The sequence below is a fragment of the Nostoc sp. genome, from assembly GCF_036917195.1.
Classification (GTDB): Bacteria; Cyanobacteriota; Cyanobacteriia; order Cyanobacteriales; family Nostocaceae; genus Nostoc.
Window position 1 is genome coordinate 20356 of the sequence record NZ_JBALDG010000060.1, and the last position, 24029, is coordinate 44384.

A 24029-nucleotide genomic window follows, 5' to 3' on the forward strand; every position below is an offset into this window, starting at 1 on the left:
AAACTAACTGTATTAATGTGGGATTACGATCGCTTATTTGAAATTATTGAAGAATTGGTCATGCACCATTCTCCAAGTGGTGCAGAAGCTGAGATTAACCAGTTGTTGATGCAACGATTTGCGGCGCTGGATGTAAAAGTCTGGTGCGATCGCGCTGATAATATTATTGCGAAGATTCCAGGGAAAAATCCAGACCGAGTGATCGCTATCACGGCACACAAAGACGAAATTGGCGCAATTGTCAAGACTCTCGGTGATGGAGGTCGTGTTGAAGTCCGTAAACTCGGCGGTTCTTTCCCGTGGGTTTATGGCGAAGGAGTTGTAGATTTAATCGGAGATAACGAAACCATTAGCGGTATTCTCAGCTTTGGTTCCCGCCACGTTTCCCATGAATCTCCTCAAAAAGTCCAGCAGGAAGATACTACTCTCAAGTGGGAAAATGCCTGGATTGAAACGAAGCTCACATCTGCTGAATTAGAAGCAGCTGGCATTCGACCTGGAACTAGAATGGTAGTCGGCAAACATCGCAAGTATCCAATTAGGTTAAAGGATCATATCGCCAGTTACACCTTGGATAACAAAGCCTCTGTTGCCATTTTGTTAGCTTTGGCTCAAAACCTGAAACAGCCAGTTGTTGATGTTTATCTAGTGGCGTCAGCGAAAGAAGAAGTCGGAGCAATTGGGGCGCTATTTTTTACCCAAAACCAGCGTTTGGATGCCTTGATTGCTTTAGAAATTTGTCCATTAGCCGAGGAATATCCTGTTAAAGATGGTGAAAGTCCTGTACTTTTTTCTCAAGATGCTTATGGAATATATGATGAAGGGCTAAATGGCCAACTGTGCCACTGTGCTAAACAGTTGGATATGCCGATGCAGCTAACGATACTGAGTCAGTTTGGTAGTGATGCTTCGATTGCGATGAAATTTGGGCATGTTGGGCGTGCTGCTTGTTTGGCATTTCCTACCCAAAATACCCACGGTTATGAAATTGCTCATTTAGGAGCGATCGCTAATTGTATCGATTTGTTAAAAGCTTTCTGCGAAACTGAGTTTGAGTGATAATTAGAAGCTTTGATTTGAAGGAACAATCTCGCATATCAACCCAAAATAGCCAGAAAAAGGTTTTGCAAAGCTTGAAAGTCTGGCTCCTGAAGTCGCCCTAACTTTTTAATCACTAGCCCTTTATCTATAGTAGTCAAAACTGGTTTTATAATTGAAGGTTTGAGAAGACCAGCTATTTGCCATCCATTAATTGTGATTTTACCAAAAGAAGTTGCTGGATTCGCTTGACTGGTAATGGCTATCAATATTAAATCCGAACGCTCACATTAATAGCTATTAGAACTCACAACTACTGCTGGACGTTTTTTAGTAGTAGTCTGGTCAGTAAAAGGAAACGGCACTAAAACAACATCACCAAACTCATAGTTTGTCATATTCTGCATCATCAGGGTTATCCCAGATTTTGAGCAGAACTGGTTCAGAAAGTTTTGCTGCTGCAAAGGTAAGGCTATACTCTGTATTTTGCTTCTCCAGAGAATTAATAAAATCTTCAACTAGCAAAACTTGTTCGGGAGGTAGCTGGCGAATTTTTTCAAGTAGCCTTTGCTCTGAACTGCTATGAGCCTGCATTGTTTAGATTCTCCTAATCTTGCCTATCTATGATTGGTTGCTTTATGCATTCATTATAATTTTTGGTTGTCTCTACCGACGATGGCGATCGCTAATTGTATTGATTTGTTAAAAGCTTTCTGCGAAACTGAATTTGAGTAATAATTCCAGGCTTTCACTTGAAGGAGCGATCGCATATCAACCCAAAATAGCGTGAATTTTTCTGGTTGTCGAAAATGCGCGATCGCATAGCAAAATTGTCCCTGCTTTTGATGTCGTATGAGCGGTGATCGCCATAATTTGCGTTTACTTTCCAAATGTTCTAAAGTGTGGGGTTAGGTTTAAAATCTCTGCCTTCTCACCTTTTAATCTAGTCATTGAGGGAATCAATTAGTATTTTTCGAGGAATATATGTATTTCCTTTTTGCCACCATCCTTTTCTTGCATTATCAAAAAAAGGATCAAATAAATCTTGTCTATTTTTTATTGTTCCTACAGTTTTAGCAATACTAGTGTTTACAAGATCAAGAAAAAACTCTTGCTTAGTTTTAAAACTAAATTCTCTAACAAAATCCATATCAAATTTAGCTAAACCATATCCAATTAAATTAAGAATTTCATAGTTTTCATGTTTGTTAGTATTAGCTTTATTCATAAATTTAAATATTAAATTAATAAAATAATAATTTGAATGGTTTTAACATCAGCGATTACACTATTATTAAACAGCATCTAGAACTGGGTAAAAAAACATACCCAGCATCCGTAAATTTTCTTGCAATATAATCAACTACTGTAAATTTGCGCTTATTCTTACTTTTATTATAACGAGGTGTCCATAGAATACCTTGCACATTTTCCAAAAGAATTGCTTTCGGTGCAAGTTCTAAAGAACATTCAATAAAGTATTCAACTAGATGATTATACATATTCTTCGCATCCCAATTACTTCGATTAGATTGTGAAAACCCTTGACAGGGAGTTCCACCAATAACCATATCCACACCATCTACTCTTTTTACAGCTTCATGTACAAGTTGAAAATTTTGTTTTTTAGTTAAATCTATAGGAGTAAAATCTGAAGGAATACAGTCTTCAATACGGTAGGTTGAGTTATTGTAAAATGATTTATAATTAGTTTCGAGGCTTTTTAAAAAAATTAGGATAATTTCAGCATAATTAATAATTATAAATCCTTTTTTTTGCTCCCCAGCCATCAGAAATCCAATACCCATTCCGCGAGCTCCAGCAAAAAGCTCCACGATACGCACATCATTTCTTGATGCTGTAAGCGCACCATGTAAAGAAGTAGTTTCAGACACAATAGATGAAGAAATATTAAGCTCTTCATCTTGCTCTTTAGATAATTTTATGTTTGCTCTGTAACGAACCCTTGAACCTGGATTGCAAGCTGGCTTGATCATGAAATATTTTATGTCAAAGAATTCAATTATAAGATGGTCTTTGTTTGGATTGAAGATACGTATAAAAAGTTACACTAATATCAGATATTATAGCATCACTACTTATTTACGATAATTTTTAACGGAACTTAATTGTTGATGCAGGCGATCGCACTAAAAGGGAATTACAGTTTGTCCCTGACAAAGTGCTTTTAGCGCCACTTGCTTGTCAAATACCAGTTGCAAAGATTGTTCATGCGATCGCCCAGTGGTAGTTTCAGGTAAAACAAGGGTGCGATCGCGTTTATAGATTTTGCGATGCCTGGGTTGGGCTACGCTAACGCAATTGTGATTTAGGCGATCGCTATATCTCCCAATCCTTAATCAACAAGTTATTAATGCGTTGGAATTCTCTAGTGTTATGGGTGATGAGGGTTAAGTTATTTGTCAGCGTGATGGCGGCAATTTGTAAGTCATACGCGCCAATGGGAGTACCTAATGCTTCTAGTTGAGAGCGAATTGTTCCAAATGTTGTTGCTGCTAAATCGTCAAAGGGTAGTGATGTAAATTGGGCTAAAAATTGTTGTTGTAAAGTAATATTCTGTTGTGGGTTGGCACTTTTCATTGCACCATAAAATAGTTCAGCTTTGACGATTGAGCAAACGGCAATATGTTTAGTGGCAGTGGATTCTAGTTTCTATTTTAAAGTGGAATTTTTACCCTGCATATAGATAATGCAGGTGTTAGTATCGAGCAGGAATTTCACAGGATTGGTTCGCGTTCTGGTTGTTGTCCTTGGGGATGACGGAAGAAGGTTTCATCTTGGATACATCCATAAAATTGAGGCAGGGGATATTCTGTTATTTCGGTTAGAGTTACTGGTTGTAGGGACTCAATGAGGGTTTTTAGTAATCGAGTTAGGTTAAATTCTTTGGGTAATTCAGCTACAGGGGATTGACGGAATAATTCTGATATTTTGCTTGTTTGCACAGATTGGGTGTTGTTATTGTGTGTAGTCAGGCTTTGTGCTAGGAGTTGGATAATATACAATTTATCGTCAGGTGAAAGCTGAAGGAGTTGTTGTTCGAGTTCTGGGACAACCATGATGGGGCTTAGGTGGAGGATAATTTCATTTTACTTTCATAATCAAAAGTTAATCTAGCTATGTCTGGGTTGGGCTACGCCAACGCATTTGTTATTTCCGCGTACGCATTTATAGATTTGGCGATCGCATTTGTTATTTCGGGGTTCGCGTTTGTTATTTCGGGATTTGCGTTTGTTATTTCGGCGTTCGCATTTGTAGCTTTTGCGATCGCATTTGTTATTTCGGGGTACGCATTTGTTATTTCGGGGTACGCATTTGTTATTTCGAGGTACGCATTTGTTATTTCGGGGTACGCAATTATTGATTTTGTGATTACTGTTGCTGATTGTACTTATTCTAAAACAACAAATCGATATGAAAAATGAGTAAAAACACAGGCTAAGTCGTAATTATTTCGTTGAACTTTTAATGAAATAAATCCACAAAACTACCCATCTCAGGCAAAAGGATACTCTACTATGTTGAAAAAGGAATTATTAAAAAAGGATGTGTTATGTCTTTAAAAACTCGTGGTTCTGCTGCTGTTGACAAAGCTCAACTTCGTCTCGCCTTGCTTAAATCCATTGATGAAAGTCTGGATTTAGGACACGGGTTAACCATTGAAAGCTACAACCACCTAATCAACACTACCCGTGCTGTACTAGAAACTCATAATACGCTGGTGTCCAATCTTGAAGAATCGCGTAAAACAGTAACCCAGATGGATAAAGCTCTCTCCGAAATGTCTGAACGAATGCTAAGTGGAGTTGCAACTGTCTACGGCAGAAACAGTATAGAGTATTCCAAGGCTGGCGGCTCTAATCGAAAACGAAGTAAACAATCTAGTTCAAATGTTACTCCAGTTGTAGCAGTTCTTACTACTCAACCTACTCATGCTGCAATTGCCAATGCCTCAACTAACGGTAATGGCACAACTCCATTGCTGCAATAATCCACCTAGCTTGAAAATGGGAGTAGGGGTGTTAAATCACAGAATTCAATTCTGTTAGCGGATAGCTAAGGTTTAGCCCATTCTGGCTCCTGACTCCTGAATTCTGTTTTGATAATTTGTCACCAATACATACGGAAGCAAATTACTAGGTTTGATGACAATAATTTGTCACTAAGACATTACAGCAGTTTTCATGTATTTAAACCACATCTGTCGTAAGGGCACAGCAATGCTGTGCCCCTACCGTGTGGTCTATTTACCTGAAAATAGCTGTAATCTGTCACCGACGAGAAATAATTAGTCACTGTACACTTGATTTATGTCAAACTTTAATATTGAGCAATACTTTGATCAAAGCCGATGATGGGATTTGAACCCACGGCCTGCTGATTACGAATCAGCTGCTCTACCACTGAGCCACATCGGCGTACACAATCTAAAAGTATAACATGATTTAATCATGGTAGATAAAAATCCCAAAAATCGCCTTAACTCTGAACAATATGCCAGCCTAAAAGCAGAAATAGCCGCTCCTTATCGCGGCTTACGACAATTTATCTACATCGCTTTCGGTGCTTCTGGCTCGCTCGGTGCATTCGTCTTTTTTTTCCAAGTGCTTGCCGGACGGGATGTTGAGAGTGCTTTGCCTAGTTTAGCTCTCCAAGTAGGAATCGTTGTCCTAATGGTCTTCCTCTGGCGCTGGGAACAGCGTCGGCAACAACGCCCCCAATCGGATAAAAATCCTAATTCTTAAAGGAAGAAATTTTAGCTGTTATTTTTTTTACTGCTTTCCTTTTATATATCTTTATATTCTTTAAGTTTTCAGCCAACATTACTTATAAAGCCAATCACATTCAAATGGGGTCAGCTATATTTAAAGACCCTTAAAATTAATAAAACTCACAATATTGGAAGCGCCAGACTAATAATTTGTTACTCTGGCGCTTTCAATTATGCTAACTAGGCATTTACTGAACTGTTACCAAATAGGATGAAGGAATTGCTTGGGCACGTCCAGCATTGACGAGTGCCTGGTAAACAAAGGCAGCAACTTCAGCTCTAGTCGCCTGACGATTAGGATTAAGTTGCTTCGCTGTGGGATAGTTGATCACTAGTTGCCGTGCAGTTGCCGCAGCAACAGGAGCGATCGCATAATCAGGAATCTGGGCAGCATCGGTGTAAAAGGAAAGGACATTCTGATTATTCGCAGTTAAGCCCAAACCATTCGCTAAAGCTACTAACGCCTGCACTCTTGGAATTTGCTGCTGTGGCTTAAAAGTCCCATCGGGATAACCAGAAACAAATTGACTCTGATAAGCAGATTGAATTGCAGCGTAAGCCCAGAAATTGCTTGCTACATCCTTAAACTGAATGCCTGCGCGTTTGCTTGGTGGTGTTAAGGCTTTAGTAACAATAGTGGCAAATTGAGCGCGGGTTACAGGTTCATTGGGTTTAAAGCTGCGATCAGGAAAGCCAGCAATAATATTTTGGGAGGCTAAAGCTTCGATGTAGGTTTTTGCCCAGTAATTTGCTGGCACATCCTTAAAGGCCACAGGTCCTCCAGGGGGTACATCAACAGTTGCGGCAACAAAATCTACTGAGCCAAAAATCTTTTTCTGATCGATATCGTTGCCAACAGCGACAATTTTACCGGTTTTGGTGGCGTTGTTCAGATCATAACGAGTGTTATTGCGGATAAGATTGCCACCAGGATTTTCGTTGGTGCCAAGGTCGGGTAGAGCGTTGACAGTCGCTACTAAGCCATCCCGCTTATTATTCTGAATGAAATTCTTACGCAATACGGGCTTTGCTGACTCTGAGATAAAAAGACCGTCTTGATTTTCGATGATTTGGTTTTCCACAATTTGGGGTGTGGAAGTGCCACCGATCGCTAGACCAAAACCAGTATCCTGAAATAAGTTATTCCGAATTTCTCCTTGGGCAGCTCTAGCAACTGAAATCCCGTTGCCTTTGTTTTGCACAAACAGGTTACTTTCAATTTTGGGATTGGCTGTACCCGTTACAAAAACACCCTCTCTGACACTGTTAGTAAAAGTACTGTTTTTGATAATGGGATTAGTTGACTCCACCCACACAGCCGTACCCCGGTTATTTGGATTGGTGACGGTGACACCGGTAATCGTGGTATCTTGGTCGGCAAGGATGGTAATATCCTGCCTGGCAAAAGTGCGACTAGTGTAGAATCCTCCACCTGTAATCAATATTGCCTGACCTTTAGTAGCTTCATCACCCCGGAGTGTCACCCCTGGTTTAAGCAATAGCGGGAAGGTTTCGCCACTTTCCTGGTTATAGGTACCAGGTGCTAATTGAATAACTGCACCTGTTTGGGCTTGACTGAGAGCGAAACTGATGCTTTTATAGGGTGCAGCTGACGTTGTACCAGCACCAGCACTATCTGCACCAGTTGCTGAATTAACGTAAATCACTGCGGCAGTTGCAGGAGTTTGCGCTGTGAGAGTTGGGGCGATACCTTCTGGGTGAGTAGCACCAGCATTAACCTCACTCGGTAGTAGTATTGACCCACTAGAAACAACAAGCATTGCCGTTAGTCCGGCTCCCACGCGTAAAGTATATCTGAGATGACTGCTAGAAAAAAGGCGAAAATTTTTCGCTAGAGAAATGTAAAAACCCCGATATTTCATTTTTTCCGTCTGTGATGTGCTGAATTATGGTATGTCAAACAAGGTTAAAGTTAACAGCCCTGTAGCTGCTTTAAAACCCATGCCAAACTATACTGGATGATTAGCACTGATTCAGCTAAATTCCCTAGATAGATCACAGAACTTATACATTAGTTATATTATTTTATTTATAAAATTTTACTAGTAGACTGTAACGGAAGTTTGTCTACCTTTAACAAGGGGATTTTGCTCCAAGTCGTGTTAATTGAGATGGTAGCTAGATTTTCCCGCCAATCTGTACTAGGAGGCTTAGTTATTTATAGACCGTCTCCCAGAGCAGATCGGCAGCCTTTACAAGCCGCGTTAGTACTTTCTGCGAGTCAAAACGGGCAGGTGTCGCTGATTGAAATTATTAAGAATTATCCCAAAAATGAAGTAGAAGTTGATGGCGATCGCTTGGAGAGTGCATACCGTCAACTTCGTCGCTTGCAAACAAGCCTACAAGAGTTATTTGGTGTTTAGTAAGCTAAAGTTTCTAAAGTTTCTCTTAAATACCGTTGTACTTGCTGTTCCAAGCTAATTTCCTGTAATTGAGCATTGGGTTCTAGTTGCCAGCGTTGAAAACCGGAACTAGTGGAGATGGCGCATTTGAGGTTATACCAAATTTCAGTATCAGCAGAAAATTGGCGATCGCTAGAAGCTGGAATTTGAGCCATAGTTTCTCATTCCTTTGTTTTAAACTTCAACGGTAACTGAGGATTGGGCACTTGTACTGAGCGTACCCCTGCGGGGAAGCAAGCTACGCGTAGCGTCTCTAAGAGTTGCCGTAAAGCCTGCGGCATAGCTACGCTTAGGGCGCAGCCTCTCCAAGAGTTGTATTGGGCATTGGTATGCTACGAATCTCTATTAATCCTAAACAAGGATTGCAACAATCGGGGCACGATTTGATTAACCCGCACCCCTAAAATTGTGAAATCCTGCTTAATCTTTTCTAAAGATAATGGCTCTAGTGCCGCGAATTCTGTGTCATTAGTCACCAAAACTCGCATTACACTCACAGGTATTTGTAAAAATAAATTGCTACCCAAAAAGGCTAACCCCGCAAGCACTAGTGCGAGGCTGCGCCATTGGGGAAGAAATTTAGCTGAATTTGCGACTAATGGGGCAATTTGGTAGAGATGCCACAGCACCCAAATCGACAATACTGCTGCCACTAATGCCAGGATACGATTTAACTTTGTATTAATTAAACAGAGAATTTTTCGCTGCCGCTCAGTCAGATTTTCTGGCTTTAAGGCTATTCCTAAAAGAGCAAATATATAAAAAGGGCGACGTAACTGCATCCATAGTAGGGGGAGAATACCAATGGCGGCAACTAAGAATAGCTCCATCCAGACTGGCAAAAACCGCTCGCCTACAGATAGGAACAATAAACAGAGGACTAAAAAAACAGGCAACGTCGCTAATCCAGCGACGTGAATCCACAAAATAGGTTCAGAGCGAAATGAATGCATATTATAAAAAGTTGTGAGTTAAGAGTTAGGAGTTAGGAATTAATTTATCACTCCTAACTTCTAACCATTTTACCCTCAACACTATCTCGTTAAGGTGAGAGTACGGCGCTTGGTAACCATTTGATAGGCTTCGATGATGTCACCTTCAACCCAATCATTGAATTTATCTATGCCGACACCGCATTCATAACCGGCGTTGACCTCACGGCTATCTTCTTTCATCCGTTTTAGGGAGTCAAGGACGCCTTCAAAGATCACTTTACCGCCGCGTCGCACCCTGACTTTACAGTTGCGAACTAACTTGCCAGATTGAACGTAGCAACCGGCAACAGCACCACGTCCGACTGGGAAGACAGCACGGACTTCGGTTTGGCCCAAGGGTTCTTCCACCAACTCTGGTTCCAAAAGACCTTCCAAGGCATCTTGGATATCTTCTAGGAGTTTGTAGATTACGTTGTATTCTCGAACATCTACACCCGCTTCATCAGCGGCTTGTCTGGCGCCACTGGCGAAGGTGGTGTTGAAGCCAATGATCACAGCGTTACTGGCAGCTGCTAAGTCGATATCTGTCTCGGTGATTTCCCCAGCAGTAGCCAATAGCATCCGAATTTGGACTTCGTTTTGCGGGATTTGCTTCAGCGCTCCCACAATGGCTTCCACGGAACCTTGTACGTCTCCTTTCAAGATCAAGTTGAGTTCTTTCAACTCGCCTTCTTGGGCTTGAGCCGATAGGGTTGTAAGGGTAACACGACCCTGTAACAAACGGGATAGGCGTTGTCTGTCTGCGCGATCGCTAGCGAGTGCTCTGGCTTCTTTTTCGTTTTGGAAGACCTCGAACTCGTCGCCTGCTGCTGGCACATCACTTAAACCCAACACCTCGACAGCAAAGGAGGGAGAAGCAATGTCTACTCTCTTGCCTCTGTCATCCACCATCGCCCGGACTTTACCGAAAGCCGAGCCAGCTACTAAGATATCTCCCACATGCAGGGTGCCATTCTGAATTAGCAGGGTAGCAACTGCTCCCTTAGCTTTATCTAGATGTGCCTCAATCACAGTTCCTTTGGCGGCACGATCTGGGTTGGCAGATAGTTCTGCAACCTCTGCTACTAGCAGAATCATCTCTAAGAGCGTATCCAGATTTTCACCCTTGATAGCGCTCACCGGAACCATGATTGTCTCACCGCCCCAGTCTTCTGCGGTCAGACCATACTGGGTGAGTTCTTGTTTCACCCGCTCTGGCTGTGCCCCTTCTTTGTCAATTTTGTTAATTGCAACGACAATTGGCACTCCTGCTGCTTGGGCGTGGCTAATGGCTTCAATGGTTTGCGGACGGACACCATCATCAGCAGCCACTACCAATACGGCAATGTCTGTTACCCGCGCTCCTCTGGCCCGCATCGCTGTAAAGGCTTCGTGACCGGGTGTATCCAGGAAGACTATCTGTTGCGGTTTGCCCTCATGTTCCACATCCACATGGTATGCACCGATATGTTGAGTGATACCACCAGCTTCACCAGCAGCTACTTTTGTTTTGCGGATTGAGTCGAGCAGGGTTGTTTTACCGTGGTCTACGTGACCCATAATTGTCACGACTGGCGGACGGCGGTGGAGATATTCTAGGTCTTCTGCACCGACCATTTCCGTAATTTTCCGAGCTTCTGCTTCTGGCTCGGCGGTTTCGACTTCTATTTCTAGTTCTTTTCCTACCAGGGTAATTGTTGGAATATCCAGATTTTGGGTGATACTCACCGCCATGCCTTTAAGGAACAAGATTTTTACAATCTCTGTATCGGCAACGGCTAAAACATCAGCCAGTTCTTGCACAGTCAAGGGGCCTGTTACCACCACTTTTTCTGGACGGTCACGCTTTGTCTCGGCTTCTTGGCGACGGTTCTGGTGATGGTCGCGGCTAGAACCAGATTTGGAACCTGACTTTCTACTTCCTCTAGCAGTTGGGGCGCTAGCAAGAGTTGCGCCTGGCATTTGTACAGGCCGAGTAGCTTTGGGTTTAGGAGGACGGGCGATGGAAAGGCTGACTTGGACGGTGGCTGGTGCGTCGAGATCGTCATCATCCAGCAAATCTTCTTCAAACTCATCATCCAGTATCGGCTTGATCCGCTTGCCTTTGATGCCAGTTTTAGCCTTCTCTTTAACTTCGTCAATTATTTCCTCTTCTACCCACTTTTTGCCGCCTTTGGTCGGGCGAGGTGGACTTGGGCGTTTCAAATCGAGGAGATCAGGTGCGACTGGCTCATCACCCAATCCTTGAGATTTGCCTGCTATTCCTGATATCTGTCTGGGTGGAGTAGCGATCGGCATTGCGGCTGCTACAGGTTCACTAGGACGGGCTGGCCTAGGCCGTTGCCCCTCTGGTAGTTGTGATGGTGAAGATGGTCTATTGCCTCTCTGCTCTGGTCTGCTGGGTGCAGGAGTGGGACGAGCCTGCCTTTGTGGTGCAGATTGTGGGGACTGGTCAGTTGGCAGCTTCGCGACTTTTGGCTTAATTTGATCGCGATCACCTTCAACGGGCCGTAGCCGTTGGTCGCGTTTGAGAATCGGTTTGTCTGTCTGAGATACTTGCTCATCTGCCACCTGGACAACTTCTTCCGCAGGTCTTGCTGGAGGGGCAACTAATTGCGGTTTTTGAGGTTTTTCCGATTTCGGTCTAGGTGGAACTATTTTTTCCGGTTTTTGGGATGCTATTTTTTCCGGCGCCTGATTTGGATTAGGCGTTTGTTCCAAGTCTGTGATCGTAGGTTGCTCTTGGGTCTCAGCTTGATTCCGGGGTACAGGTCGAGTTGGTGCCGTCGGCTTCATGGGTGAGACTGGTGTAGCGAAGGGCCGTGGAGGAGAGGGAGGATTAGCTTCAGACAAGGCAGCTTGGGTATTGGTAGCAAGTGACGCCTCTGGGGCGTTGGAGGTAGTATTTCTCAATATTTTGGGTTTGCGTATTTCCAAAATTTGCTGTTTGTGGGGTGCAGCAGGTCGCGCAGGTCCGCCGTTCGGTGGTGAATTTGGTTTATGGCTGGTTGTACCTAGTTCCTTTTTGGCGGACACACTCGTAGCTGCAAGCTTTTCTGCTGCCGCCCGGATGTTTTCTGCCTCGGATTCTGAAATCGTGCTGCTATGGCTTTTGACCGCAATGTCGAGCTGGTCGCAAATTGCTAGTAGCTCTTTGTTATCCAAATTCAATTCCTTTGATAATTCATAGATTCTAACTTTGCCGTTGTTCATCCACTCTTCCCCTTTAATTTACAGTTTTAGCGGATGGTTGCCTGGGAGTGCGACATCTCCATCCTTGGATTACTGTTTTTAGATTGCCGTTCAGTTTTTGTCGGTGCCTCCAATCAGGAAAGAGAGATGTTTCGGTTTAATAATGGCATCCCCACCAGGAATGATGGTTGAGGGAGACCCATAAAAATTTCTTTAAAAGATTTTTATGGGAACCCTTGACGCCGAACTGCGCCTGAGCGCTACCAGGTTGCCATTTTGTAGTTTCTTGTTTTGTTGATTCTGAGTCTTCCACAACACAATCGATTACATCTTGTTCTGGGAATGTTGCCTCGCCCCTGTTAATTATTAGAGAGTCGAATGCCTTTTACACCCATTTACTATTTTGACACTAACCTTAACGATCAACAGAGGGTGTGATGAAAGCACGACTTCGGCTTTGGCACAATTCCTCTGATAATCACCTCACAAAGTTATTCCAACTAAATTTTGTTTTACGTATTGGTGCGGGCTAGACGTTGCGACAAGCTTTGGTACAGTGTTTCTGGCACTGATGCATGTAGCGATCGCCCTAGTCGATTTTTTTTTTGAGCCGCTTGTAAGCAACTCGTTTCTGGACAAATATAGGCAGAACGCCCCATGCCCTGATCTAATTGTACCTTTCCCGATGGAAAGACGCGGACAATCCGCCAAAACTCATCTTTTGAGCCTACTTTGCGGCAACTAATACAGCGCCGATAATTTGGTTTCATCGGTTCTCTGCGATCTCAGTCCAGGATTTGGGATGTAAAAATAAGTCTATTATTACTATTTTTTACTTATATCAAGTAGCCTTTGATAAAATAATCCTTGAGACTGAGACTACAATCAACAGTATCAAAACTTTACAAGATTAATCAATTACTCGTCATTGTTAGTGTCAAAAGTATCCTCCTCTTCTAATTCGTCCTGATTTTCATCCAACTCTTCTTCCTCAAAGTCAAGATCATCTTCCTCTGATTGATATTTTGTTCTTACAGCTATAAATTTGGCATCCTCTCCTGCATAGTCATACTTAGCTTTGTCTTTAATGTCAATTTTCCAACCAGTCAGGCGGGCTGCCAAACGGACATTTTGTCCCTCTTTCCCTATGGCCAAACTTAGTTGATCTTCAGCCACTAGTACGTGAGTTTGCCGGGAATCTGGGTCCATTAGGCGTACTTCATCCACCCGGGCTGGACTTAAGGCATTAGCAATATATGTTGCTGGGTCTGGCGACCAGCGAATTACATCTATTTTTTCACCGCGTAATTCGTTGACTACCACTTGAATTCGCGATCCCCTGGCTCCAATACAAGCGCCAACTGGGTCTACATCGCGATCAAGAGTATCTACTGCTATTTTAGTCCGGGGACCGACATAACGGGAAGGGGGGTTTGCCTCCCTAGCTACGGCAACAATCCGTACCACTTCATCTTCGATTTCTGGGACTTCGTTGGCGAAAAGATAAACCACCAAACCAGCATCAGCACGAGACACAAGCAACTGTGGCCCTCGTTGCTGACCTTGAGATACTTTTTTAAGATATACCTTGAAGGTGGCATTTGCCCGATAATTATCATTGGGCAGCTGTTCGCGCTTGGGTAATTCGGCTTCTACTTCTGGCTGACCAAAGCCACTGCTAACTGCTAGAACCACTGATTGCCGTTCAAACCGCAGGACTCTTGCTTGCAGGACAGTTCCTTCCAAGTCTTGGAACTCTTCTTGCACCATTTGGCGCTGTTGATCCCGTAATTTTTGCGCCAGTACCTGCTTGGTTTGCATCGCCGCCATCCGACCAAATTCTCCTTGGTCAGGGGTAACATCCAGCACCACAGAGTCTCCTAACTGCGCTTCGGGAGCTACTTGTTGAACTTCGTCTAGGGAAATCTGGTGGTCTGTGTTATTGACTTCTTCGACAATGGTTTTGGTAGAAAGAACGCGAAATCCTTCTCCTTCAATATCGAGTTCTACTTCAAAATTCTCAAAATAATCTTCATCAAACTGTTTGCGCTCTAAATTTTGGGCGCGACGATAACGTTCGTAGCCTTTGACTAGTGCTTCTCTAATAGCTGATTGAACTGCAAGCCGAGGTAAATTCCGTTCGCGACTTATACTTTCAATTAATTCTTTTAATCCAGGTAAAGTAACCATTGACATAAGCAATCTCCTTTAAAAATTAGGGAGTGGGGAACTCGGTACCCCTGGAGGGGATAAGGGGTAATGGGGACTGAAAACTACGCATTAGATAGAGCTAGGGATTAGAGAATAGCTTTACACTAGCCCCTAATCTCTAGCCCTTAGTTGATAACCTCTAGCCCCTAATCTTTAGCCTTGAGCCAAGGTGCTCTAGTCTCTAACTCCTAAGCCCTAGCCCTTTGTTTATCGGCGCTCGTCTAACTGCACTTTAGTAATTAGGGAGCAGGGAATTTCGACTACACGACCTTTTTGGTTTAAGTAAAGTGCTGTCTCATCCCGGCGAATCAACTGACCAGTCCACTCTTGTTGTCCGTCGTAGGGGGGCGTTGTGGAGACGATGACAGGAAATCCTTTAAAGGAAATAAACTCCCTGTCTGTTACCAGTTGCCGCGAAATACCAGGACTGGACACTTCCAAGACATAGGCATCTGGAACGATTTGGGCAGCATCTAAGGAGGCTTCTAAAGCACGGCTCATCCTCTCACAATCATTCAACCCAGTGTCTTGCTCAGGATTGCGAATGTCTACCCGCAACACTGGTGGACTTTGGTTAGTGTGAAAAACCACGCCAACCACTTCCAATCCCAGTTTTTCTGCCACTGGTGTCGCCAAATCAATAATTTGTGGAACTAAAGGATGAGCCATGAGAGAATTCAATAAAAAAAGTGGGCATCGACCCACTTCCTGCGATAAATATATCTTTCAAGAAGTCTTGTGACGAACCAATGATGATTCGCCTAATTCGAGTTTAGCGCATTTCTTTTATAGTCGTGCATTGGGCATTGGGGAGCTAGTGCGTTGCGGAGGTTCCCTCCGTTGTTCGCGCAGCGTCTCCGACAGGAGAAGCAACTGGCGTCATTGGGCAATTCAATTTTGGATAATGGAATTGACGATTTTGGATTAAATTTCAATTCTTTAATCCAAAATCTAAAATCTAAAATTCTTGCTTCCCTGCTCTCTCTACCCTTCCCGTATTTTTGGGAGAGTAGTACCTTTATCGACTACTGCTGGAACTGATACTTGTGTTCGTAGCTGCCGGGTTTGCTCGATAATTTGATCTATGTCTTCTTGGGATAAACGCTGGACATAGTTGAGTTTGATTTCCTCTAAAAAGTCAAAAAGTAAACTCTGAATTTCTGAAAGTACGTGTTTTTCTTTTATTTGAGATCCTAAGGCGTCGCTGAAGCTTTGTACCAGTTGACTGGTGAGTTTTGCTCCTACAGGGTCTTCAACAGCACTAACTAAAGTTTTGTAAAGATTAGTTGTAATTTGGGTCGCCAGTTGTTCACTTAACTGGGTTTGGGCTTGTCCCACGCCAGGGAGGTTCTGGAGGTTGCGGTAGACGGGGACTTGATGGAAGACGGTTTCGATATTGTGGCACAAAATGGCAATGATCGCAGGTTGAATTTTGGGTAGCACTTGGTAGACAATTGTTTTTACCAAAAGACCTGCGATCGCTTCCACTTCATTCACATTATTAATATCTATGTAGGGACGTAAATTTTCCTGTTGTGAGAGCCAGCGCGTTAACTCACCTCGCTGAATTGAACCCTGAACCTGATTAATTACCCTTACCACTACAATTTCTGTGAGTTCTTCGGCAAAATTGGCAACAATCCCCTGATTAATTTGCTTTCGTACTGGATGCAGCTCCAATAACCGCGCTTGATCGAGGCGAATTAATACAGATATGATTCGCAACCCCCGCCAAAATGGCAGTAGTAAAAATAAATCATACCAACGCCACAATACTGCTTCCAACCAGCTAAAACCAGGATGTTGGCGTCTGAGAAGGAAGGTCCGCCCCAGCAATTCTGCGCCAAATAAAATCACAAAGGGTAAGTCAATTTCCCAGAAATTATCAACAAATTCGCCATTTTCACCGATTTGGCGGTAGTAGTTAGAGGCTATCAAAGGGCGGATGCTCTGGTTGAAAAAATTAATTTCTTTAACCCAGCCATTTTGTGATAAAAAAGGCTGACTCCAAAAAGTGGCAAAGGACTGTTTTGCTGATTCCTTATCAATGTGCGATCGCATCCGCTTTTTGATTTTTTCTAGAGTACCACTCTTGTTAACTCCTGCAAATGGGTTAGTGTCAATCATCTCATTGCTCAGACGCCTTATATCCTCTAGCCTGCTATTTACCTGAGGCGACTGTAATCCTGTTTGGCTGACTTGTTCTTCTAATGCCTTTACTAGTTCTAAATAATTTTTCGTCTCTCGATGGGGTTCAATACCTTTTATTGGGTCATAAATCTCAATAATTTGGGGAAGTTTTCGCAAGTAGAAATCTCGCCAAGGTACGTAACTTAAATCAAACAAAACTAAACCTAAATTTACGGTGGCAGTAATTGCCATAAATCTTTCAATCCAAAGATTCCGCTGCTTAGAATATTTTTTAATTTTCATTTTTTGTCATATATTATACGCTTTTTTGATATTTGGAATATAGCGTTTCTCGTTTGTATCCAATACACTTTGACTTCACTTCCATTCTTCTCTCCTCAAAGGAGGAGCCACTGCGTTGGGAAGCCAGCGCTCTGGAGAGGGAGTTTGCACGCCACTTAACAGCAGTTGCTTCTCCTAAGGGAGACGCGCAAGGGACAAGTGGAGAAACCCTCTTGGGCGCACTGCCTTCTTTATGTCTCTTAACCTGTCCATCGCAGTGGCTCCCTATGAGCGACTGGCATCCGATGCCGAAGCTTTGAATCTTACTCCCCAACCCTTGTAGCCTTGGAGCTGTTCTTGTTAAGTCTGTATTCAACTCAACTCAGAAGCACACAAATGTACGCCCCTACTTTAATTTAGTGTTTAAGGAGTGGATTCGATTCAAATGATAACCGCTGTATCTCTACTAATACAAGATACTTCTTTTGATGGATGACACAAATTAGTTTTTGCAATTTTGGTTAAATTTGACAAAAATAAATTATAAATTATTCAAAAATCATTAAAAAATAGCGAAAAAAGTTATTAAACAAACTTAAAATGCAGCTGTTAACCTTTATAATCCTGCTGATTTAATCCAAAGGAGTTTTAAATATGTGGTGTGGGTTTGGAAAATCAAGCGCGACTTTTGCAGCTAGCTGCCTGATAACTGCTAGTTTGGTAATTGCAGACACAGGTTTTGCGGCCTCTCAACGTAGCTATACGCCACAGCAATTTCGTGCTGTGTTGCGAGGATTAGGCTATAACGTCAAGGTAACAAATACGCCTTTGACGGATGATCAAACTAAAAAGGCAATTCGTGAATTTCAAACGGGATATAAGCTACAACCAGTTGATGGGATAGCAGGACGAAAAACCCAAGATTTTGCTGCTAACATCATAAAAATTCTGCAAACAAATTTGAATGCAGTGGTGAAGCCAAATCCTCCCCTTCCCCGCGATTATTTTTATGGTTCCCGCACGGAAGCAGTGGTGAAAGAGTATCAGAAGAAATATCAGTTGCAAGAAACTGGAATTGCTAATTTAGCACTCCGCCAAAAGCTGAATGAAGAAGCAAAGACAGTCTTCAGTCAGCCGACGGCTACACCGACGCCTACGCCAAGAGCTACGCCAAGAGCTACGCCAAGAGCTACGCCAAGAGCTACACCGACAGCTACGCCAACGGCTACGCCAACAGCTACACCAACAGCTACACCAACAGCTACACCGACAGCTACACCGACAGCTACACCAACAGCTACACCGACAGCTACGCCAACGGCTACGCCAACAGCTACACCGACAGCTACACCGACATCTACACCCTAGACGTCACAAAAAATTCCTACCCCAAAGTCTCAAATCATTTGATTTGGTTCTTCTAAGGGTCTGCCCTTGGGTGTAGGTAGAGTTGGACGGCGGTCATTGTAAGGCATAGGAATGTACTGGACGCTGGGTCGCCCTCCTTGTGGTTGTGGGTACAAATCCATGAGATCATAAATAGAATGGGGCAGTCCGACAGTTACGGGCAGCCCCATTTCTGTTGCTTCCTCAATAGTGATGGGATAGTCGTGGGTGACGCGCCCGGTTGTCAAGGCTTCGATAATTGATTCAATATTTTCTGGCAAAACTTTTTGTTTGGGTATACTGTCTTTAAGCAGAGTCCGTACAAAGCGCTGTACTTGCTGAATTGCTTTGCGTGAGAGGTCGGCCATAATTAGGGTTTGGTCATCAATCTCACTAATAGGTTTATCTTCAACTACTGTCAGGATACTCGCTGCGGGGTAATTACCCAATTGGGGATCAACTGGCCCTAAGACAGCGTTAGCATCCATAATAATTTCATCAGAGGCGAGGGCAAGCATGGTACCGCCACTCATGGCGTAGTGAGGTACAAAGACTGTAACTTTTGCCTGGTGGCGAATTAATGCTCTGGCGATTTGTTCGGTAGCCAAAACCAAACCACCAGGAGTGTGCAAAATTAAGTCAATCGGCACATCTGGGGGTGTGAGGCGAATTGCTCGCAGTATCTGTTCTGAGTCTTCGATAGTAATGTAGCGAGATAAGGGAATTCCCAGAAAGCTAATAGATTCTTGGCGGTGAATCAGCAAAATCACCCGACTTTTGCGTTCCTGCTGGAATTCTTGTAAAGCACGCAAGCGCCGATATTCTATTTGACGTTTTTGCCAAAGGGGTTGCAAAGAAGTGAGAAGGAGGAAAATCCAGAATAAATCACCGATACCAAAGCCCATATAATTTATTGTTCAAAAATAACGGTTGTCGTCATTATTGTCACAAGTTTTGGGCGATCGCAGTTCTATCTGTAGGCTAAAAGTATCTAATCAGACCAAGCAAAAAGATTCGGAATTAGGAATTACTCTCTTGGCAGCGTAAAGCCTTCTCTACAAGAGGCTGCGCCAATGGCATGGCAATTCTTAGAGACACTCTTGCGTTCGCTTAGAGCAACGTAAGAGCGTCATTAGGAATTATTTATTATCTCCGTCGCCAAATCTTGATAGTATCGTCATCACCACCGGTGACTAGGGTTTGGCCATTGGGACTGAAGGCGACGCATCTAACATAGTTGGAATGCCCTGTAAGTGTGCTGATTTCTCTGCCACTGTGTACGTGCCATAGTTTGATAGTGTTATCCCAACTGCCACTAGCCAGAAGTTCCCCATTCTGGCTAAAGGCGACTGACCAAACTGAATCAGAATGACCTATAAGAGTACGAATTTCTCTGCCTGTATTTACATGCCATAGTTTAATCGTGTTGTCACCACTGCCACTGGCGATAATTTCCCCATCCTGGCTGAAGGCGATACAGTTGACGAAGAAAGAATGGCCTAATAATGTGGAAATGTTTCTGCCTGTGTATACTTGCCATAGTTTAATGGTGTAGTCATTACTACCACTAGCCACAAGCTGTCTATCTTTGCTATTCGTTGTCGGCATTGTTGGAGAGTAGGCAACTGAAGAAACTGAGTCAGAATGACCTATGAAAGTTTGGATTTCTATGCCTGTGTGTACTTGCCATAGTTTAATTGTGCAGTCAGCACTGCCACTAGCCAGAAACTTGCCATCTGGACTAAAGGCAACGGAATTCACCCAATTAGGATGACCAACGAGAGTACGAATTTCTTTGCCTGTGTTTACATCCCACAATTTGATTGTGTTATCCCAACTACCGCTAGCCAAGATTCCCCAGTTCAGGTCTGCAACTTTCGCAGATTTGCCGGACTCTCCTTGATAAGAAAGGTTTGGAGAGATTGGGGTAAAGGCGACGGAATGAACCATACTAGAATGACCAGAAGACCAACGACCCAGTTGACGCACTAGCTTGCCAGTACCCACTTGCCAAAGTTTAATAGTATGGTCATTACTGCCACTAGCAATCAATTGCCCGTCTGGGCTAATGGCGATCGCATGAACCATACTAGAATGACCTTTGAGGGTCTGTATGCATTGCCAGTTATGCTGATTTAATACAACAGGTGGAGGTGGTTTAAGTCTAAGCGTTCTCACTACATTAGGTGTTACTAAGGCTACATTATTTTCTCGATCAGATCCCAATAAATCCAACCACTCCTGCACAGACTGGGGACGATAGGTTGACTCCAGATCCATGCCGCACATAATAGCCTGATTGACTCTGTTGCTGATGTTAGGATTAAAATATTGTGGTGGTTCTAAATTAATACTGTGACGTCTATCATCTGCACTTGTCGGTATAACGGCGGTGAGCAAATTATACAAGGTAGCAGCTAGGGCGTAGATATCAATGTATTCTCCTCGTGGTGCTTCTGATTCATATTGCTCAGGTGGGGCAAAACCAGGAGTGCGATACACTGTATGCCTTTGGATCATATTGGGAATAAATTCTCTAGCGATGCCAAAGTCTATCAGTACTGCTTCTGATTTATCAATGCGGATCATAATATTACGTGGTTTCAAATCCCGATGCAGCAGTCCTTTAGAATGAATTAGCGTCAAAGCGTCGCCAATTTGCCGGATGTACAACAGCGCTTCTGCTTCTGATAGCACCCCCATCCGTCTCAAGTATTGTCCTAAGTCTTCGCCTTCAATGTACTCCATCACCATGCAGGGCAAATTTCCCTCATCGAAGATGGTTTCTATCTGTACTATATGAGGATGGTGACACACAGCTAACCGAACTGCTTCATCACGGAAGTCTTGCCGTAACTTGTTTCGGTGGAGTATCCAGGCAGGGTGGTTCAGGATTTCTTCTTTGAGGGTTTTAATTACTCGCAGTTGATTCCGTTGATTTCTGGCAAGGTAAGTAATGCCAATTCCGCCTTCACCTAGTTGGCTTTCAATAATGTAGCGTCCCCCGAATAAAGACTTTCTTGCATTCCACACCATTAGTAATATTTGACAATTGATGGTATTTATTTTGGCACGGGATCAAAACAGCCAATACGAATTTTTGCGAATTCCGTTTGAATTGCTGTTGTAGCTTTTTTAAACTTAGTTACTTAGAGAACATTTTCATTAACCTGAATAATTACTAATAGTATAAAGTTGGGTCTACCCTAATAGTTTTAGCTAAACGATATTTTCACACCCAAATATGAGAGTTGATTGATCATGATAAAGTAAACGATAAGTTTCGCCATATTTGTTCATAATAATTTGAATTGTAGGTAATCTAGAATTATGCTAAAGAATTTGAAACTGAAACAAAAGTTTACAATTTTACTATTGGTAATTCTAACATTTGGTCTGAGCTTGAGTGGATTTGCTCTTTCTTCTCTACTCAGGGAGAATGCTAAACAAGATATTAGCTCAACAGGTCTCATACTCATGCAAACAATGAGTTCTGTTCGTAAATACACCAGTACTCAAGTTAATCCAGAGCTAGCTGATAAATTGGCAACTGAGTTTTTGCCACAAAGTGTGCCTGCATACTCAGCACGCGAGGTATTTGAAATTTTACGAAAAACGACAGATTACCGTGACTTCTTTTATAAAGAAGCAACTCTCAATCCCACAAATCTTCGGGATAAGGCTGACAGTTTTGAGACGGAAATTGTAGAAAGGTTCAGAAATAAATCAGACCTTAAAGAAGTGAGTGGATTTCGCTCAATTCCTGGTGGGGATATCTTTTACATTGCTCGTCCGCTGCCAATTTCTGAACAAAGCTGTCTGGTATGTCATAGCGTACCTGAAGCTGCACCTCAAAGTATGATTACTCAGTATGGTACAGCTAATGGATTTGGGTGGAAGCTGAATGAAATTGTTGGCGCTCAGATTATATCAGTGCCGGCGAATAATGTCATCAGCAAAGCTAATCAGTCTTCTTTACTCATTATCCTAATTGTATCAACTATATTTATAGCAACTATCCTGTTAGTCAACTTTTTCTTGAATCGACAAGTTGTTTTGCCCCTCAGACGCATGACTCGCATAGCTGAAGAAGTCAGTACGGGACATATGGAAGTTGAATTTGAGCAGATGTCTAATGATGAAATCGGTAATTTAGCTAAAGCTTTTAAACGGATGCAGTTAAGTTTAGAAATGGCAATGAAAAGAATCAAACGCACTCAGGGAGGTACAGTGGATTAAACAATTCAAAATTCTCTTTAATTAACGGTGGTCTAAATGTCTATGAAAATAAGCTTTTTTTAAATTCAAAAGCTGCCTGAAAATCAGGAATTTCCCTGATGATGAGTTCAACAAATTGGTCAAGCGAAATGTAAGGATTTTGAGCTAATATTTCTTCTATAATTAGATTTGCCATTGGTCCGATGTGGTAAGCTAACTCTTGCTGACAATGTTTGATAAATGCTGGTTTGAGTGAAGGTTGTTGTTCAATTCGCCCAATTTGAGGATTAATAGGTGAACTAGGTGAACTAAAAATTGTTTCTCCAGGTTGGTTGGATGATGGCGATATTGCCGACATAGCCTGAAATTCAGGATTAAATATCGTGGCAGGCAAATCATCAACCATGATTGGAGGAGACATTGCCACTTCTGGTTCTCCAATCCGCTCTAAATCTATAAGAACTTCCCTGGCTGTTTGGTATCGGTTGTTAGGCCTATCTGCCAACATATAATCAAGTACTTGAGCTAAATCATCAGTAATGTAGGTATAATAACGCCAGTTCCATTCTAATGAGTACTGATCCATTAGTAAAGATGGATCTCTACCTGTGAGTAATACAATAGCTGTTACCCCCAAAGCATAAAGGTCACTACAGGGGGAACATAAACCCAAGCTAATCTGTTCGCGGGGAGCGTATCCCACTTTGCCTACAAGGGACATTTTGCCAACAAAGGTCACCTGATGGTTAGAACTTCTCGCCTCGTTGATATCAGCAATTTGCTTGCCTACACCGAAATCAATTAGCACTGGCAGATCCTTGCCATCGGGTAACATGATGTTGTCAGGAGAAATATCTCGATGGATGATGTTGTGTTGGTGGACATATTCCAAAACAGGCAGTAGATTCTTTAGCCACTCTATAACTTCCTCTTCGGAAAAGTTTCTTCCTTGACGTTGAAGTTCTCCCAGCAGCCGAGAATATGTTTTACCGTCAACATACTCTTGTACTAGAAACAGCCGATTATCTCCTTCAAAGCAAGCTAAAAACTTGGGAATTTGAGGATGTTGCAATTGATGAAGAATTTTTGCCTCTCTTTTAAATAAGTTGCGATATTGTTCCAGTCCACTCTCCCCTGTGCCAATGGGTGCAAACTCCTTGAGAACACAAGCTTCATTAAACCGACGAGTGTCAAACGCCAAGTAAGTTCGTCCCAATCCTCCCTGTCCTAGAAGTTTTTGGATAGTATAGCGGTTATCAATTAGAGTTCCAGCAGTTATTTCTGGTTTTGTCATCGGGGACTGTGACATCTCATCGCACTCCTAGCGATTTTATTATTGATAGATTATCTTGTTTGCTGAAAGTCAGAAACTCTAGCAGATAA

General features: G+C 42.8%; 24 protein-coding genes and 1 tRNA gene. 6 read left to right on the forward strand and 19 right to left on the reverse strand.

The genetic code is table 11. The features are described from left to right. The first annotated feature begins 15 nt into the window (after window positions 1-15). Window positions 16-1059: a M42 family peptidase gene (locus V7K40_RS18955; protein WP_334962441.1), complete on the forward strand. Its 1044-nt coding sequence runs from the start codon at window positions 16-18 to the stop codon at window positions 1057-1059. A gap of 38 nt (window positions 1060-1097) precedes the next feature. Here the strand turns inward: V7K40_RS18955 and V7K40_RS18960 are convergent, their stop codons facing one another. From V7K40_RS18960 to V7K40_RS18990, 7 genes are all read right to left on the reverse strand, one after another. Then, window positions 1098-1307, reverse strand: a complete 210-nt coding sequence (locus V7K40_RS18960) for a hypothetical protein (RefSeq protein ID WP_334962328.1) — start codon at window positions 1305-1307, stop codon at window positions 1098-1100. 115 nt (window positions 1308-1422) lie between these two features. Continuing rightward, complete coding sequence (locus V7K40_RS18965) at window positions 1423-1632, reverse strand: toxin-antitoxin system, antitoxin component, Xre family protein (RefSeq protein WP_334962330.1); 210 nt, start codon at window positions 1630-1632, stop codon at window positions 1423-1425. Between the two features lie 53 nt (window positions 1633-1685). Next, complete coding sequence (locus V7K40_RS18970) at window positions 1686-1928, reverse strand: hypothetical protein (protein ID WP_334962332.1); 243 nt, start codon at window positions 1926-1928, stop codon at window positions 1686-1688. Between the two features lie 53 nt (window positions 1929-1981). Further along, window positions 1982-2266 carry a hypothetical protein gene (locus V7K40_RS18975; protein WP_334962334.1) on the reverse strand — a complete coding sequence of 95 codons (285 nt, stop codon included), beginning with the start codon at window positions 2264-2266 and terminating at the stop codon, window positions 1982-1984. A gap of 55 nt (window positions 2267-2321) precedes the next feature. Further along, the gene (locus V7K40_RS18980) at window positions 2322-3035 is read right to left on the reverse strand and encodes a DNA cytosine methyltransferase (protein ID WP_334962336.1); all 714 of its coding nucleotides are present in this window, start codon (window positions 3033-3035) and stop codon (window positions 2322-2324) included. A gap of 343 nt (window positions 3036-3378) precedes the next feature. Then, on the reverse strand, window positions 3379-3684 hold the full coding sequence (locus V7K40_RS18985) for a PIN domain-containing protein (protein WP_334962443.1): 306 nt from the start codon (window positions 3682-3684) through the stop codon (window positions 3379-3381). Between the two features lie 92 nt (window positions 3685-3776). Next, a complete protein-coding gene (locus tag V7K40_RS18990) occupies window positions 3777-4118 on the reverse strand; it encodes a hypothetical protein (RefSeq protein WP_334962338.1) in 342 nt (113 codons plus the stop codon). Window positions 4119-4612: 494 nt separating this feature from the next. On the opposite strand from V7K40_RS18990, the gene V7K40_RS18995 reads away from it, so the two are divergent. Then, window positions 4613-5050 carry a hypothetical protein gene (locus tag V7K40_RS18995; RefSeq protein ID WP_334962340.1) on the forward strand — a complete coding sequence of 146 codons (438 nt, stop codon included), beginning with the start codon at window positions 4613-4615 and terminating at the stop codon, window positions 5048-5050. A gap of 355 nt (window positions 5051-5405) precedes the next feature. Here V7K40_RS18995 and V7K40_RS19000 read toward each other — a convergent pair. Continuing rightward, window positions 5406-5477 (reverse strand) — tRNA-Thr (locus V7K40_RS19000). Window positions 5478-5510: 33 nt separating this feature from the next. Here V7K40_RS19000 and V7K40_RS19005 point away from each other — a divergent pair. Continuing rightward, a complete protein-coding gene (locus tag V7K40_RS19005) occupies window positions 5511-5804 on the forward strand; it encodes a DUF3493 domain-containing protein (protein ID WP_334962342.1) in 294 nt (97 codons plus the stop codon). A 214-nt stretch (window positions 5805-6018) separates the two neighbouring features. Here the strand turns inward: V7K40_RS19005 and V7K40_RS19010 are convergent, their stop codons facing one another. Next, complete coding sequence (locus V7K40_RS19010; protein ID WP_334962344.1) at window positions 6019-7713, reverse strand: DUF1565 domain-containing protein; 1695 nt, start codon at window positions 7711-7713, stop codon at window positions 6019-6021. Window positions 7714-7914: 201 nt separating this feature from the next. Between V7K40_RS19010 and V7K40_RS19015 the strand changes: the two genes are divergently transcribed. Continuing rightward, window positions 7915-8214 carry an alpha/beta hydrolase gene (locus V7K40_RS19015; protein WP_334962346.1) on the forward strand — a complete coding sequence of 100 codons (300 nt, stop codon included), beginning with the start codon at window positions 7915-7917 and terminating at the stop codon, window positions 8212-8214. On the opposite strand, the gene V7K40_RS19020 is transcribed toward V7K40_RS19015, so the two are convergent. The 7 genes from V7K40_RS19020 to V7K40_RS19050 all read right to left on the reverse strand — a co-directional run bounded on the left by V7K40_RS19020 (window position 8211) and on the right by V7K40_RS19050 (window position 17063). Next, window positions 8211-8408 (reverse strand): hypothetical protein, encoded by a 198-nt coding sequence (locus V7K40_RS19020; protein ID WP_273766713.1) that lies wholly within the window; start codon window positions 8406-8408, stop codon window positions 8211-8213. The two genes, V7K40_RS19015 and V7K40_RS19020, sit on opposite strands and share 4 nt — an antisense overlap. 177 nt (window positions 8409-8585) lie before the next feature. After that, window positions 8586-9206, reverse strand: a complete 621-nt coding sequence (locus tag V7K40_RS19025; RefSeq protein WP_334962349.1) for a low-complexity tail membrane protein — start codon at window positions 9204-9206, stop codon at window positions 8586-8588. 81 nt (window positions 9207-9287) lie between these two features. Beyond that, on the reverse strand, window positions 9288-12440 hold the full coding sequence (gene infB, locus V7K40_RS19030; protein WP_334962351.1) for a translation initiation factor IF-2: 3153 nt from the start codon (window positions 12438-12440) through the stop codon (window positions 9288-9290). Between the two features lie 491 nt (window positions 12441-12931). Continuing rightward, window positions 12932-13189: a YlxR family protein gene (locus V7K40_RS19035; protein WP_298906330.1), complete on the reverse strand. Its 258-nt coding sequence runs from the start codon at window positions 13187-13189 to the stop codon at window positions 12932-12934. A 148-nt stretch (window positions 13190-13337) separates the two neighbouring features. Further along, the gene (gene nusA / locus V7K40_RS19040; protein WP_334962354.1) at window positions 13338-14615 is read right to left on the reverse strand and encodes a transcription termination factor NusA; all 1278 of its coding nucleotides are present in this window, start codon (window positions 14613-14615) and stop codon (window positions 13338-13340) included. 222 nt (window positions 14616-14837) lie between these two features. Next, a complete protein-coding gene (rimP, locus tag V7K40_RS19045) occupies window positions 14838-15299 on the reverse strand; it encodes a ribosome maturation factor RimP (protein WP_334962356.1) in 462 nt (153 codons plus the stop codon). Between the two features lie 315 nt (window positions 15300-15614). Further along, complete coding sequence (locus V7K40_RS19050) at window positions 15615-17063, reverse strand: hypothetical protein (protein ID WP_334962358.1); 1449 nt, start codon at window positions 17061-17063, stop codon at window positions 15615-15617. A gap of 633 nt (window positions 17064-17696) precedes the next feature. Here V7K40_RS19050 and V7K40_RS19055 point away from each other — a divergent pair. Beyond that, window positions 17697-18410, forward strand: a complete 714-nt coding sequence (locus V7K40_RS19055) for a peptidoglycan-binding protein (protein WP_334962359.1) — start codon at window positions 17697-17699, stop codon at window positions 18408-18410. A 29-nt stretch (window positions 18411-18439) separates the two neighbouring features. Here V7K40_RS19055 and V7K40_RS19060 read toward each other — a convergent pair whose 3' ends face one another. Together V7K40_RS19060 and V7K40_RS19065 are read right to left on the reverse strand one after the other, a co-directional pair. Further along, complete coding sequence (locus tag V7K40_RS19060; RefSeq protein ID WP_334962361.1) at window positions 18440-19333, reverse strand: hypothetical protein; 894 nt, start codon at window positions 19331-19333, stop codon at window positions 18440-18442. Window positions 19334-19574: 241 nt separating this feature from the next. Beyond that, window positions 19575-21464 carry a serine/threonine-protein kinase gene (locus tag V7K40_RS19065; RefSeq protein WP_334962363.1) on the reverse strand — a complete coding sequence of 630 codons (1890 nt, stop codon included), beginning with the start codon at window positions 21462-21464 and terminating at the stop codon, window positions 19575-19577. 294 nt (window positions 21465-21758) lie between these two features. On the opposite strand from V7K40_RS19065, the gene V7K40_RS19070 reads away from it, so the two are divergent. Next, window positions 21759-22667 carry a DUF3365 domain-containing protein gene (locus V7K40_RS19070; RefSeq protein ID WP_334962365.1) on the forward strand — a complete coding sequence of 303 codons (909 nt, stop codon included), beginning with the start codon at window positions 21759-21761 and terminating at the stop codon, window positions 22665-22667. A gap of 40 nt (window positions 22668-22707) precedes the next feature. Here V7K40_RS19070 and V7K40_RS19075 read toward each other — a convergent pair whose 3' ends face one another. Continuing rightward, window positions 22708-23955 carry a serine/threonine-protein kinase gene (locus V7K40_RS19075; protein ID WP_334962367.1) on the reverse strand — a complete coding sequence of 416 codons (1248 nt, stop codon included), beginning with the start codon at window positions 23953-23955 and terminating at the stop codon, window positions 22708-22710. Window positions 23956-24029 lie beyond the last annotated feature (74 nt).